Source organism: Nitrospira sp., from assembly GCA_024760525.1.
Taxonomy (GTDB): Bacteria; Nitrospirota; Nitrospiria; order Nitrospirales; family Nitrospiraceae; genus Nitrospira_D.
On record CP060499.1, the window covers coordinates 3,991,955 to 4,006,132 of the forward strand.

Genomic DNA, 14,178 nt, shown 5'->3' on the forward strand with positions numbered 1-14,178 from the left:
ATCAATGCCTTTCCAGTGCAGTTTCTTGTTCCAACGGCAACCAGATGCCGACAATGGTGCCCTTTCCAACTTCGCTCGTCACGTAGATGTCCCCCTCGTGGCTTTCGACGATATTCTGACAGATAGCCAAGCCTAATCCGGTCCCATGCTTTTTCCCGGACGTCACGAACGGTTGAAACACATTCGGGAGCAGTTCCGGCGAAATGCCGACACCGTCGTCTTTGACTTGAATCACCAAACCGGGCCTCTCCTCTCTGAACAATTCATGTCCCGTGATCTCGATAGGAGCGCCAGCCTTCGGTGTGGCATCAATTGCGTTGTCTATAATATTCAACAGCACTTGTCTCAGAAGGTCTCGATCGGCGGTGAACTCGCTGATCATGGGTGAAATACTGATTTTGATCGTGAGGTGCTTATCCTCCAACCGGGACTTCAACAATTTGGACACCTCACCGGCGAGCCGGTTGAGATCGATTCGTGTGGGCGCAAGTCGTCGTGGCCGCGCATAGTCCACGATCTGATTAACGATTCGATCCAACCGCCGAGTCTCCGATAAGATCACTTCGACCTCTTTGCTCTTTGGATCACCGGATTCGAAGTCGTCCAACAGGACCTTTGCCGTCGAACCGATGCCCACCAGCGGATTTCTGAGCTCATGAGCGATGCCCGCCGCAACTTGTCCCAACGTCGCCAACTTTTCTGCCCGCCTTAACCGTAATTGCAGATTGTCCAAGGTGGTAATGTCGATATTAAATCCCACATAGACCACATCGGGACTCTCTAAATCCATGATCGGCACACGTTGACTTAAGACCGTCCGGATACTGCCGTCATCATGGAGTAATCGGAAAATCAGTTCGCAGGGCCGGCCTGCAGCAACGGCTTCTGAAAATGTCGTGAGCACACGGTCACGATCTTCAGGATGCACCCGTTGCCGGAATGTTTCGGGATCAACATCCGATTCGGGATCCAGTCCCGCCAACTGCTGATTGTACCGATTGCTGAACGTGACCCTTACTCCTTTCGTCATAAAGATACCGAGTGGCGCGTGATCCACGAGACCTCGATATTTCGCCTCGGAAGCCGACAAGTGCGCATTCAACCTCTTGAGGGTCGCTTCGGACTGCTGGACTTCTTCGAGATCTTTACGGATCTGCAGGCTCATTTTTTTCATCACGGCGGTCAGCACCCCGATTTCATCTTTCCGGTCAAGGACCGGAATGGAGGGAATCGCCTGACCGGCCGTCGAACCTACGACCTTAGACAAGGCGGTGACCGGAGTTGCAATTGAACGCGCAATGAGTGCCAACGCGAAGATGACGAGGCAGAGGGTCACCAACCCGCCTCCAAGAATAAGGAAGCGTGTCCACGCTCGATCGTAGCTCAGTCGCGATAGCTCCAGTTGCTGCATGCGATCTTGCTCCCGATCAAACCATGCCATCCATTTCCGAACCTCAACCATGATCTCCCGACTTCGTCCATCTCGAACATACTTGACGGCATCGGACCGATTTCCCAGCTGGATGGCTTGGAGCAGTGCTTCTTTCTCCAAAAATGACTTCTCCACCAGGGCGCGAATGTCTTCGAATTGTTCATGTTGCTGGGGGTGTTGGGTTTCCAGTTGCCGGTCCATTTCCAGGACGTTTTTTCGCCCCTCCTGAAACCGCGCCAGATATCGGTTGTTCTCAGAGATGACATAGCCCAGAAATGCCGTTTCCAAATCAGCGACCGAGCGCATGTATTGGGCCGCCGTCTTTTGAAGAACATAGAGACGTGTCAGGCGTTCTTCATCCTGTATAAAATTCTGGACATCCAGATAGGTCATCACGCTGAAGATCATGAGAGAGATGAAGGGAATGGTTGGAATGAGAAGGAGCTTGGGAAGGATCGGGAGATCATCCAAGAACTTCTGAGGAAAGCGTTCCTGCATAAACACTCCGATGGAATCCGGGCGGTGCCACCCACCGTACATGCCGACACACCCGGGTCAGCTGATCCAACCTCAAGAACTCAATGCGCGCCGGGGAGGTCACTGCTGGTCAAGGTCTTGCCCATGCACAACATCATGGCCCGTTCGATGATGTTTTGAAGTTCGCGCACATTGCCCGGGAACGAGTAGTGTTGAAGCGTGGCGACGGCTTTGGGATCGATATCGGTCACCTCTTTCCCAAACTCCAACCCATACTTCATCATGAACAGCTTGGCGAGGGGTATGATATCCTCGGTACGGCTCCTGATCGGCGGCACGACGAACTGCATCGCGTTCAGACGAAAGAAGAGATCCTCTCGAAACCGTCCACCCGAGACTTCCTCCTTCAGATCCCGGTAGGAGGACGCGATCACGCGGAAGTCTCCGGAAATATCGTCAATTCCACCCAGACGGCGAAACATTCGATCCTGCACGATTCCCACCAGTTTTCCCTGCATCACGAGATCGAGATCGCCGATCTCATCGAGAAACAGCGTCCCGGTTTCCGCTTGATCCAGCAGGCCGAGCTTTCTCCTTTCGGCCCCGGCGAAGGCGCCCCTCTCATACCCAAAGAGGTCGCGCTCGAACCGCATGGGCGAAAGAGTGGTGCAACTGATCTTCACGAATGGCCCCTTGGCGCGCGCGCTATTGTGGTGGATGACACGGGCTAAGAATTCCTTCCCTGTTCCGGTTTCTCCGGTCAGGAGTATGGGCACATGTGGACTCTGGGCCACTTCTCGCACCTGCACCAGCAAGGCCCTCATCGCCAGGCTATGCGCGATCAAGTTGCTCAATCGATATTGATCGGCCTCGTGCTCGCTGTTGTAGGACACGCGCCGCTTCAGCAGAATATGTTCAAGGGCCCGGTTGACGACCGGTTCCAAGCTTTCAAGGTCGACCGTTTTGATGAGGAAATCGAATGCCCCGAGCTTCATGGCTTCCACCGCATCCTCTACTGTTCCATATGCGGTCAGCAGGATGACGAGGGCATCGCAGCCTTTGGGGCGAAGCGCCTGCAGAACTTCAATGCCGGTCATGCCGGGCATTTTTAAATCAAGCAGAATTAAGTCCGGCACGTCCTCTTCAACTGCAGCTAGCAGTTGTTCACCGGATTGAAACGACCGAACCCGGTGCTGCATCCGTGAAAGCAGTTTATCCAGGGCGTTACGGAACGCAGCCTGATCGTCCACCACGAAAATACTCGCTTGCATCATGCGAGATTCCCCTAGTGGCATGCTACTGTATGCGCGGGTACGCTGCAAGACGTTTGACGATGCCCATTTGTCTGGATTGAGAATCGATCATGGGGATGTGGGCATGCATGTTCACCGACCTGTGACATTCTCATCATACGGCCTTGGCTGAGACATCGACACGGCGTCACCTCCGATTCGACCACCTAACTGATCGTCGACGTATCCCAGCGCATCACGCGTGGCTCCCTGCCAGATCATGCGCTCGACACATCCTTTCATGTGCCGATCTTCATCCATAGGCCATAGCGTCATCGGATTGACTCACTCGGTATGCCAACCGATGGTTGGAATGAGAAAGAAAATGCTGCGTTCCAAGGATCACGCACTTATGGCCTGCCTTCTCATGTTGGTCACGGAACTGATACAAGTATTCCATCGCCGTGTGATCCACCACATGTCCAGCCAGGATGATCATGAAGTTGTCCCTGTGACTGGGAAGAGCCTTGAGCTTCGCGTCAAGTTTCATCAGATTCATGCAGCTGAGCGACGAGAGGTAGATTTTGTAGGGGTGTTTCATATTTTGCGCTGCGACGCTCATAATGGTTGTATCTCCTCCTCCCCGGGTGCGCCCGTCTCCAATTCTGATAATGGGATCTCCGAACAGCTCTTTGAACGCAGCCTGGACACGCGTGGAGAAGGATCCAATGTTACCGGCGTTGGATTGCCGTTCAAATGTCAGCGCCTTGACCAGGTCAAAACAGAGGACGAGAATCTTCGTCACTGTTCCGGCGATCACTCCCAGTAAGATGTCCGACGTGTACAGCGTGACTACGACACAGACGGTCGCGATCAGGAGTTGCTCTGCGCCGATCGAAAACATCTTTAAGAAGATTCTCGGCGCGCACAACCTCCACCCGATGAAGATGAGTAACGCGGCCAGGACGGTGAGTGGAATCCTGTTGATCAGGGTGGTCCCAGACCATACAAAGAAAGCCATGAACAGGGCGTAGTAGAGATTCGCCCATAACGTTCGTCCTCCAGCAATCATGTTTGCCGTGCTCTTGATCCCCCCTGGAATAATCGTCAATCCACCCGCTAAACCAGAAAGGATGTTCGATACTCCCATGGCCCGAAGCGTAACATTGGGGTCCGATTTTCTGCCGAAGGGGTCGATTTTATCGATTGCGGCGATAGTGGCCAGGGTCTCGGTTCCGTCGATCAAAGTCAGGGTGATAACCGTAGTCAGTAACGTAAGCCATAGCTCCGACCGTTGCCATACATCCGAGAAGTTCGGGAAATGGATGCCTTGTGCAAGAACATCTTGAGGGACGTGAACCAAATAGGTTTCCGGGAAGTTCAGCACCCAACCGGCTACGCCTCCTAACGCAACGACCAAGAGTGCCGCAGGAATACTCCGCACCCATCTTTGGCGCTTGACTCTGTCGCTGTCGAGAGCGAAGAGGAGGGCCAAGGCGATGCCTCCGACGGCAAAGACCTGGGTATTCATTTCCATGATCTGCGCGGGAAGGAGAAGGATGGCTTCTGGAATTGATTTTGTCGAAGTAGTCAAATGGCCGAGAAGCGAGGGAATCTGCTTGATGATAATCAGCATCCCGATCGCGGCCAACATACCCTGCAGTACCGACATCGGGAAGTACATGGCAAAACGGCCGGCGTTATAACTACTCAACACGATCTGTACTGCTCCGGTAAGACAGATGGCCACAAGGACCAGAGGGTACCCTACTTCGAGATCTCCTTGACCAAGAGCCAGCATACCGGCCAGCAGGGCTGGAGCAAGACCTGCCGCCGGCCCGCTCACGGTGATATAGGCACCACCGAGAAAGGGAAAGACCAATCCGGCAATAATGGCGGAGATCACTCCTGTAATCGGAGCTGCCCCCGAGGCCAGTGCGATTCCGAGGGATAGCGGTAGCCCTACCAGCGCAACTTGCAACCCTGCTACGAGGTCGTACCGCCAGTGTTTTAACCCAGCTATTCCGTTTTGTGGCTTTTCGTCCCAGGTGACAGCCAAGTGTTCGAGAGACGACACCGCACCCTCACTGAGCTTCAGGGAGGCCTGTCCTTCGTCGATCACTCAATCAAATTCGCTTCCAGCTGCCATGACAACAGCATGGCGCTTGTGGACCATAAAGCACATCCGGTGCCTGCGTCGTGGATTGACACAATTCACATGAGTGAGGCGCACAGAGCGAATAACTTCAATAATCACAATTAGTTGCCGTATGTTATGTGCGGAAATGCCTAACACATAGTTATGGTGACAAGATTAAGGTGAGCGAATTAAAGATGATGGTATAGTGCGATTTCGCTCTCACAAAAGAACTCTATTTTCATCCTTGGAAGGCGGCTCGCGCGAGGATTCTATCGAAATGTTAGGTACTGAAATGCATCCGAGAAACGACGGAAGAATTGTGGCGGTTATTGAGAAGTCGCACCCTGTTTACGCGATTCCTCAGGCCATCGGACAAGGATATCCGAAATCCTGCTCCCTTCATTACCCCCATGACGACATGAACGGCATGCCATACTCCTCGCTCTGTGACCACGAGAGGAATGCACGCACTGCCGAAGCCTCCCCAGCCGAACATATCCGTGTCGTCTAATCGCTTGCTCCCACATTGGGTTCAAGCCTCGGCTCGACGCAAGACTTGCCTAAATGTGCTGTCTGGAGTCTACTTTCGAGGACATAGCGACTACAGGGCGGACGTGACGGACTGCTCCCGTCTTCTCTCGCAATGCGGGTAATGTAGCCGCCTCCTCCCTTTGAGGTATTGTGGAACAGCCGGCAATTTGGCGATATGTACCTCGCAGAACACAACCGTACCGCCGCCACTATGCCCCAGATTCTCAACTGCAGTGAGTATGCCAATGACGACGAGGTCCAGTACCTCACGACCCTGTTGCTCTATCATCTAGTCGAACGATGCGGAGGACAGTTGAAATTCAGCGTCCAGGACGTCCAACAAATGCGCGAACGCCTCTCCAGCAAAATGGTCCAGATTCATCTGGGCAATGAAGTAAGCCTCCGCATCATTGACCGCCTGCCGGAGTTGCGGTGACCCCCGCCTGTTGAGTTTCGGATTTGAATCTCCACGGCTTCCCTCGTATCTGGACAATGGACCGAATCGCCTAGTATTCGTTTGACCATTTGACACGTGTTTGCATAGACTGGCACAGTAAAATGGAGTTCTTTTGCCGCCATGAGTGCAGTACTGTCTATCACGCCCTTCATCTCCATCTCCGATTCAGAAATCCAACTCCACGCCATGCGGTCACAGGGCGCCGGTGGACAGAACGTCAACAAAGTCGCAACCGCCATTCATTTGCAGTTCGACATCAGAAGATCGTCGCTGCCGCAGCAGTATAAGGACGAGCTGCTGCAGTTGCGGGATCACCGCATTTCAGCGGACGGCGTGATTACGATCAAGGCGCAGCAATATCGTACTCAAGAGCGCAATCGCGAAGATGCGCTGAATCGCTTGGTTGCCCTGATTCAAGGTGTCGCCACTCCTCGCAGGAAGAGGAAAGCGACTACCCCGACTAAGGGGGCGCGGGATCGGCGAATTGAGCAGAAAAAGCGGCAGGGTCGATTAAAAGCGCTGCGAAAAGCGCTGGAGTGACTGCGCGTGGCGAACGTCAGGACTGAGGCTTGTAATTCGTGCTGCCCGACTTAGTGAGCAGTTGCTGCAGCACGGCCCTTGCCTCAGGAATGAAGTCGACCCGTTTCAGTTTTTGAGCGATGGCCAGCGCGTCCGAGGCAAGGGTCACCGCCTCTTGATGGTGTCCATGCTCGCACCGGACTTTGGCGAGAGCCAATCTCGCGTTGACCGCCTTGGGCGCCTGATCGACGACTTGCTGCAATAGTCGCTCGCCCTCTTTGGAGTCCCCGCCCAGAATTCCTGGAAGCTTCACGAGCAAGGTTCCTTTGGCCGAGCGCGCATCGATATGATGCGGAGCGAGCTCAAGGGTCCGATCGAGTTCCTTCATCATGCGGCGGAGCCCGAAGACCGACGTGAGAGATTCTCCATCGACGCGAAGCAGCTCACCTAAGTTACAGAACAGCGAGAAATGCGCGTCCGGGTACTGCTCATCAGCTGCAACAGCCTGTTCCCCCAACGCCTGTCCTCTTTGGAAATGGGCCAGCCTGACTTCGCGTTCCTCGGCCACCCGCCCTTCAGTACATTCCTGTAGGGCCTTACTCGACAGCTCCCTGGCCGTCTCCTGTGCCAGAACCGGAAGTGGAACCAATGAGAGGCCGAGCGCAAGGATGCCGACGATGGCTAGGGGGAGGCGATGGATTCTCATACTGTCTTGATCAGCAAATGTGGTGCCGTATCTTCAGAGACTGAACTGCTTGATAACTGAGGGAGAATTTCGACCTCCCAGCCGAACAGGTTAAATTGTGCTGTACAAGATGTCCCGATACTGAAAAGTCGTGCTCACTAGATGGCCTAGTCTCCCGAGGCTATCATGCCCAGGATATTAAACCCTCCATCCACATAGATCACTTCGCCGGTAATGCCTCGCCCCAAAGAACTGACCAAGAATAAGGCGGTGTCGCCGACTTCACCTTGTTCTGTGGGACGCCGGAGCGGAGCCACCACCTTGTGGTGGTCGACCATTTTGGTAATGCCTGAGACACCTCGCGCGGCCAGTGTCTTAATCGGCCCGGCGGAGATCGCATTCACTCGAATATTCAGCGGGCCGATGTCGTGGGCCAGGTAGCGCACGGCCGACTCAAGCGCAGCTTTTGCCACACCCATGACATTGTAATGAGGGACCACGCGCTCGCTGCCCAGATACGTCAATGTGACGACCGAGCCTCCGGCAGGCATCAACGGTAATGCCGCTCGTGTGACGGCCACAAGTGAATAGGCGCTGATGTCGAGCGCCATCGCAAACCCTTGTCGCGTGGTATTCACGAATTCACCCGCCAATTCTTCACGAGGTGCGAAGGCCAGGGAGTGGACAAGAAAATCGATTTGCCCCACTTCCTTCTGGACCTGTTGCATGAGCGAGGCAATTTCTCCATCATTACTGACATCGCAGGGAAAGGCTTTCGCGCCGGGCAACGTCGCAGCGAGCTCCTCCACATTTTGTTTCAGTCGTTCATTCTGATAATTGAAAAGAAGTTGCGCCCCCTGTCCGGCGGTTGATTGCGCGATCGCCCACGCGATGCTGTGTTTGTTGGCCACGCCGATGATGAGTCCTTTTTTCCCCGTCAGCAACATTGGTCCTCTTCTCCTTCTTTCAAGGTCAACGACAATTGTCGACGGCATGAGATGTCGACCAGGTTCCTCATCTCACACACAAATCGCCCCTTCCACCTGAGGATAGATCTGAGGTGTAGCGAGGCACACCCTGGAGTCGGGAAGGGAAGATAGCACGATTCGTTCTCGCTGTGAACTGAGATACGCATGGCTTGAATCAACCAATGTAACCTGGGGCAGTTTAGTAGGGAGTAATGCCATACTGCCACAAGGATGTGTAGAAAGCGCTAACCCTGCACGATGGCAAGGTTCTAAACCTGCTGATTACTGAGCGCAAGGATGGCGCGGTCGAGATCGGCAGAGCATGGCACCATGTTTGCTGAGCACTCTCTTAGGTGCCGAGTGGTCGGCACACAACTCATTCACGGGAGGTAACTACTTATGAAGAGCATATTGATGACAATCATGGCAGTGGCGGTTGCGGTCACCTTCAGCGCACCATCTTTCGCCGGTGAGAAGAAAGAGGAAAAGAAGGGTGGCAAGGTTGTTGAGAGCATCTATGCGGCTGAGACCTTCAGCGACAAGAAAGAAGAGAAGAAGGGCGGCAAGGCTGAGACCTTCAGTGACAAGAAGGAAGAGAAGAAGGGGAAGTAAGCTTTTGGTTTGCTGAGGCGAGCTGACTGGGGGTACTCCACTTTACTCGCTGTGGATGTGCCCCCAAACCATCCTGACGTATCTTCTTCCGTGATCATGCATACACGCACCGACAGCGAAGGGGGTACACTCTTTTCACCGATATCGTTAATTATCGAGTTGTGCCATTCCGTATGTAGACCGCTTGTAAACCTACGATCGTCTTTCCATCTCTGATGGTCCCATCCTGGATCATGCGAATCGCCTGATCCAGCGGCATTTCGACGACATCCAACACCTCATCTCGATCCAGTTGTTGCCGTCCTTTTGTAAGACCGGTGGCCTTGTAGACGTGAATGACTTCATCCGCAAATCCCGGCGCGGTGAAGATACTGGAAAGCAGCTCAAACGACGACGCTCGATAGCCGACTTCTTCTTCCAATTCTCGTGAAGCACAATTCAGTGGATCTTCTCCGGGAGAAAGTTTTCCGGCCGGAATCTCGTAAATGAATCCTCCTGCAGCGTGCCGGAACTGTCGAATCAAGACCACCGCCCCATCGTCCTTTACCGGAACCACCGCGGAAGCCCCCGGATGGCGAATGGTTTCGAGATCCACCGTGACCCCGTTCGGTAACTGTACGGTATCGACGTTCAACGTAACGACTTTTCCAGTATAGATGTTACGGACCATTCGATAGTCTCCTCAGGTGCTCACCATCGTTTTTCATCAGGCAGATGACCACTGACGGTGCGTGTCCCACTTACTTGGAAGGACGTCGATAGAACGGCGGCTTCACGATCCTCGCTGGAACCATTTTCCCCCTGATGTCGATCATGACGTCCGTCCCGGGTTTCATGTATGCCGAAGACACAAAGCCCAAACCGATCCCCTTCTGAAGAAGAGGGGAAAGATTACCGCTGGTCACCTCGCCGATCGGTGACTGCGGCGGTGATGAAGAGAGAATCTTGAAGCCATGTCGGGGAACGCCCTTTTCCAACAATTCAAAACCGACGAATCGGCGGGATACGCCCGCTTGCAGTTGTGCAGTCAACACGGTCTTTCCGAGGAACTCCCCCTTCTCAAAGTTCACCGCCCATTCCGCCCCAGCTTCGATCGGCGTCGTTCCTTCGTCGATATCGTTGCCATAAAGCAGATATCCCATTTCGAGGCGAAGGAGATCGCGGGCACCGAGCCCGGCCGGTTTCAAACCAAACGGCTTGCCTGTGTCCAGCAATCTCTCCCAGACGGTGGAGGCTTGCCCGTACACATAGAATTCGTAGCCAAACTCGCCTGTATAGCCCGTTCTGGCCACCAGGCACTCCACGCCGCCGATCCGAAGCGTGGTTGATTCTCTGAGTTTGAGGTGATCCAGCTCGATCAACCCGAGCGCGGCCACGATCGATCGCGCCGCAGATCCCTGCAAGGCGATTTGAGCGATCTCCGCCGAACGGTCGGAGATGTGGCAGTCGGGGAATGCCTGACTGTGCTCACGAAGCCAGGAGAGAACCTTGTCACGGTTTGAGGCGTTGACACAGAGAAGAAATTCTCCCGCCCGAGCCAGCCGATAGACGAAGATATCGTCCTTGATGCCGCCCTGCTCGTTGCACAGCATCGAATACTGCGCGTACAAGGGCTTCAGCGTAGCGAGATCATTCGTCGTCATTCGCTGAAGGAAAGACTCCGCCCCGGACCCACTGACCACAATTCGGCCCATATGGCTGACATCAAAGAGGCCGGCTTTGCAGCGGACGGTTTGATACTCATCCACCACGCCGGTATATTGAATGGGCATTTCCCATCCGGCGAAGTCGACCAACTTTGCGCCGGCAGCGCGATGCTGCAGGATGAGAGGGGTCTGTTGCACGGCGATGTCACCGCACTCCGAGCAATTCGACGTCAAAAATCAGCGTGGCGTTTGGTGGGATCACTCCGCCTGCACCGCGTGGCCCGTATCCTAGGTCGGAAGGAATGGTCAATTTGCGTTTCCCACCCACTTTCATTCCTTGCACCCCTTCGTCCCAGCCTTTGATGACGCGTCCTGCCCCAAGGGGAAACGAGAAAGGCTGCCCACGATCGACCGAGCTGTCGAATTTTTTGCCGTTCTCCAACCAGCCCGTGTAGTGCACCGTCGCGTTCTTGCCGGCGACGGCCACGTCGCCGGTGCCGACCACCTGGTCGACGTATTTGAGCCCGGACGGCGTGCTGACTTCTTGCGCGTTCTCACCTGCTGCCATAATGTTTCCCCCTCCCAGTGTCGATAGTAAAACCGACAGTGTACAGATAGCTATTCTGCTCAGACGTTTCATCACGTTCTCCTTCTTGTGTTCTATGGCACGGAAGAGATCACCAGGTCAACTGTGACGTGACGACGAGTGGCGCTCTGCAAAAAGCGCCATACCGGCGGTGTACCCATGCAGGAAGTTTCGGTGACCGATGGGTCCAATCTCGCCTTGCGCAAAGAACCCCGCAACGGGAATTCGCCCCAGTTGCTGGGTCAGTGCAGCGGCATCATGATTCGGTCGGCCAAAGAGTCCTCGACCACGACCGCAACAGCTGAACATGAGCGCTCCCAGGGGGGGATGCCGACGACCGGCTCGGTCGGCAGCCAGAAGAGAGTTCAAATCTTCGCTGGCGGATTCCGCATCCCGAAGATGGAATTGCACGGTTTGCCCCTCTTGCACCACATCTCCGATCGCGACAGCGCCCGTGGTTTGGTCAGCCCCGAGCAGATTGCGAATGAGAAAATCTCCTCGCTCAAATCGGTTCCGATGTTCATCGATGACAATGCCGAGATGGAGCGCCCGATGCGCGCGGCGGCGGTCCTCTTCCGTCAGCGATTCGAAGACGGCCTGCAACCGCTCCAGTGCGGGCACGCCTCCGAGTTCGTGAATCAGATTGTGTTCCGCCTTTGTGACGACGAACCGGTCGCCGATCAGACGACACCCTTGGGAGATGATAGGCCGAATATCCACAGCCCCCGATAGTCGGATCCCCACCAGGCCGCCCTCAAAGACTTGATCATTGAGGACCAACCGATTCATGCCGGCCTCCTGCCCACCTCCGGCCAACCCGCCAACGGCCTTGGCTCCCGGATACCGGTCGTCCACCAGCCCAAGGATTTCTTGAACCGGGGCGGTGAAGGGATCTGCCAGCAGGAGGAAAGAGTCATCCCCTGCCCCTGGCTGAGGCCATCCAGCGAGTTGAAACTGATCGTGTGTCTGTGAAAACGATGATCGCAACGGGTGGATGTCGACGTCAGGGAGCGCGGCCGCCCAAACGGTGATTGCCGGGGTTGTCTCTAACTCTTCTGCACCGGAAATGACGCCCTCTCCGCTGCACCCGATCAGCCATTTGGGGCGAAGGGTTCGCGTGAGCACGCTCGCCAAAAGTTCAGCGTGTTCGGCATGATGTGCCGAGAAGAACAGGCAGGCAAGGTCGATCGCCGTACCGCTCAGCTGTGCGCAAATACCATCGGCCACCTCACGGGCGGCGGCTTCCGTCTCTGACTGTTTCGACAGGGCTACAGCGAACTGCACGGTCGTGCCTCGTTGCCAGGAAAAACGATGAACAGCACGAAGAAGGGACGACGAACGATTCCGAGGTGTTACGAGTCAGACTCCCGGATCCATCCGCTGAGATCGGGTCTGCGCCAGCTTCTTATAGTACCGCCACAGGTACGAATGGTAGTCGTCGACTTGAGCCAGGAGGTAATGCAGTTCAGTCGGGTCCTCGGTTTCAAGCGCATGGAGCATTCTCGTTTTCAGGAATTCCCCAAATGCCTCGGTCTTTTGCACCGCCGTCAGCAGCTGCAGCCCCCCCCCGATCTGGTATTGGCTCATACCATCCCTCCCGGTTAACGTGCCGCAGGATAACGAGGGAAGAGCCACATTTGCAAGCGTTGCTCGCTTCGCAACAGGTATGCAGGAGTCCTTGCGATCAGTTTGGTCGCCCACCAGACAGGAGCGCGTTGAGGCGATCGAGGTCGATCGCATCGGCCCGATGACCGTCTCGCCCGACCACCGTCGTGGCCGTCGTCAGGGCGTTCAAAATCGCTTCCTCCGTCGCTTCTACCGTTGCAGCAATCAGGGGGTTGAGGTGTGTATCCGCCAGATGCGTGAGTGTAAAGACCGGCTCTTTGGGATAGTGGGGGATCACGTTCGCGGTGGAAAATGCCAAGATGAAATCACCGCTCCCGTGGCGAACGGTCGAGCCGGTTCGGGCGAGACCGAGCGCAGCGCGTTTCGCAAGGCGCGTAAGTTGTCTACCGTCCAACGGCGCATCGGTGGCGATCACAATGATGATAGACCCTTCGCTTTGACCGGGTGAACGTGCTTCGGAGAGCTGCGGCGGCTGTTGATAGAGCTTTCCGACCGGCACGTTGGCGACTATCAATTCCGGTTTCCGGCCGTGGTTCGCATTCACGAGCACCCCGAGCGTATAGCCTCCTTCTTCGTCGGATACTTTTCTCGACGCTGTGCCGATACCGCCTTTGAACCCATACGACACCATACCGGTGCCGGCGCCGACTGTACCTTCTTTGACCGGACCGCTACTCGCGCTGTCCAACGCAGCGATCACATCCCGTTCCGAGACATGGCGCCCCTGGATGTCGTTGAGTCGGCCGTCGTCGCACTCCGCCACGACCGGCGTCAGCGTATCATCGGTAATGCCAATCTCAGGATAGTGACGAATCATCCAGCTCACCACTCCGTTGGCGACTCGAGGGACGTTTAGCGTGTTCGTCAGGGCGATCGGATACTCGAGAAATCCCGACTCCGCCACCCAGGAGAGGCCGGTCATTTCACCTGTTCCATTGAGCACGAAGGCTCCGGCCGCAACTTTTTTGTGCCAGACATCCTCGCGCGGAATGATCACGGTCACGCCGGTCCTTACCGGTCCGTCTCCAGGTCTTAATGGCCCTTCGCCTCGTGTCAACGTCGTATGGCCGACTTTGACTCCCTCCACGTCGGTAATCGCATTGAATGGGCCGGGCTGGTATTGGCCGACCACGATCCCCAAATCGCGCGCACGTTGCCGCTGTCGATCCGGCTCGGCTGCGGCGGTGAACAGGCACCCTGACAGCAGGGCAGTCACACAGGACAGAATCAGCAACCGGGCCGGTCGTTCGCCGACGGCCCACATCGC

15 protein-coding genes are annotated in these 14,178 nt (G+C 55.5%); 3 read left to right on the forward strand and 12 right to left on the reverse strand.

The window, feature by feature from the left end; all coding sequences use genetic code 11:
• Position 1: 1 nt before the first annotated feature.
• From H8K04_18700 to H8K04_18715, 4 genes are all read right to left on the reverse strand, one after another.
• Positions 2–1,930 (reverse strand): CHASE3 domain-containing protein, encoded by a 1,929-nt coding sequence (locus H8K04_18700; protein UVT15801.1) that lies wholly within the window; start codon positions 1,928–1,930, stop codon positions 2–4.
• Between the two features lie 80 nt (positions 1,931–2,010).
• A complete protein-coding gene (locus H8K04_18705; protein UVT15802.1) occupies positions 2,011–3,183 on the reverse strand; it encodes a sigma-54-dependent Fis family transcriptional regulator in 1,173 nt (390 codons plus the stop codon).
• Between the two features lie 111 nt (positions 3,184–3,294).
• Positions 3,295–3,444, reverse strand: coding sequence for a hypothetical protein (locus H8K04_18710; GenBank protein ID UVT15803.1), 150 nt, complete (start codon positions 3,442–3,444; stop codon positions 3,295–3,297).
• 10 nt (positions 3,445–3,454) lie between these two features.
• Positions 3,455–5,263 carry a SulP family inorganic anion transporter gene (locus H8K04_18715; GenBank protein ID UVT15804.1) on the reverse strand — a complete coding sequence of 603 codons (1,809 nt, stop codon included), beginning with the start codon at positions 5,261–5,263 and terminating at the stop codon, positions 3,455–3,457.
• Between the two features lie 724 nt (positions 5,264–5,987).
• Here H8K04_18715 and H8K04_18720 point away from each other — a divergent pair.
• On the forward strand, positions 5,988–6,248 hold the full coding sequence (locus H8K04_18720; protein UVT15805.1) for a hypothetical protein: 261 nt from the start codon (positions 5,988–5,990) through the stop codon (positions 6,246–6,248).
• A gap of 141 nt (positions 6,249–6,389) precedes the next feature.
• Positions 6,390–6,809, forward strand: coding sequence for an aminoacyl-tRNA hydrolase (arfB, locus tag H8K04_18725; protein ID UVT15806.1), 420 nt, complete (start codon positions 6,390–6,392; stop codon positions 6,807–6,809).
• 16 nt (positions 6,810–6,825) lie between these two features.
• Here arfB and H8K04_18730 read toward each other — a convergent pair whose 3' ends face one another.
• On the reverse strand, positions 6,826–7,494 hold the full coding sequence (locus H8K04_18730; protein ID UVT15807.1) for a hypothetical protein: 669 nt from the start codon (positions 7,492–7,494) through the stop codon (positions 6,826–6,828).
• A 146-nt stretch (positions 7,495–7,640) separates the two neighbouring features.
• Positions 7,641–8,420: an enoyl-ACP reductase gene (locus H8K04_18735; GenBank protein UVT15808.1), complete on the reverse strand. Its 780-nt coding sequence runs from the start codon at positions 8,418–8,420 to the stop codon at positions 7,641–7,643.
• Between the two features lie 420 nt (positions 8,421–8,840).
• Between H8K04_18735 and H8K04_18740 the strand changes: the two genes are divergently transcribed.
• Positions 8,841–9,053: a hypothetical protein gene (locus tag H8K04_18740; GenBank protein UVT15809.1), complete on the forward strand. Its 213-nt coding sequence runs from the start codon at positions 8,841–8,843 to the stop codon at positions 9,051–9,053.
• A 151-nt stretch (positions 9,054–9,204) separates the two neighbouring features.
• Here the strand turns inward: H8K04_18740 and H8K04_18745 are convergent, their stop codons facing one another.
• The 6 genes from H8K04_18745 to H8K04_18770 form a co-directional block, all read right to left on the reverse strand.
• Entirely contained in the window at positions 9,205–9,723 is a 519-nt protein-coding gene (locus H8K04_18745; protein ID UVT15810.1) for an NUDIX hydrolase, read from the reverse strand.
• 70 nt (positions 9,724–9,793) lie between these two features.
• Positions 9,794–10,897 carry a glycine cleavage system aminomethyltransferase GcvT gene (gene gcvT / locus H8K04_18750; GenBank protein ID UVT15811.1) on the reverse strand — a complete coding sequence of 368 codons (1,104 nt, stop codon included), beginning with the start codon at positions 10,895–10,897 and terminating at the stop codon, positions 9,794–9,796.
• 7 nt (positions 10,898–10,904) lie between these two features.
• The gene (locus H8K04_18755; protein UVT15812.1) at positions 10,905–11,339 is read right to left on the reverse strand and encodes an FKBP-type peptidyl-prolyl cis-trans isomerase; all 435 of its coding nucleotides are present in this window, start codon (positions 11,337–11,339) and stop codon (positions 10,905–10,907) included.
• Between the two features lie 45 nt (positions 11,340–11,384).
• On the reverse strand, positions 11,385–12,569 hold the full coding sequence (locus tag H8K04_18760; protein ID UVT15813.1) for an FIST C-terminal domain-containing protein: 1,185 nt from the start codon (positions 12,567–12,569) through the stop codon (positions 11,385–11,387).
• Between the two features lie 75 nt (positions 12,570–12,644).
• Entirely contained in the window at positions 12,645–12,872 is a 228-nt protein-coding gene (locus H8K04_18765; protein UVT15814.1) for a hypothetical protein, read from the reverse strand.
• Positions 12,873–12,969: 97 nt separating this feature from the next.
• Positions 12,970–14,175 carry a P1 family peptidase gene (locus H8K04_18770; protein UVT18045.1) on the reverse strand — a complete coding sequence of 402 codons (1,206 nt, stop codon included), beginning with the start codon at positions 14,173–14,175 and terminating at the stop codon, positions 12,970–12,972.
• Between the last annotated feature and the right edge of the window lie 3 nt (positions 14,176–14,178).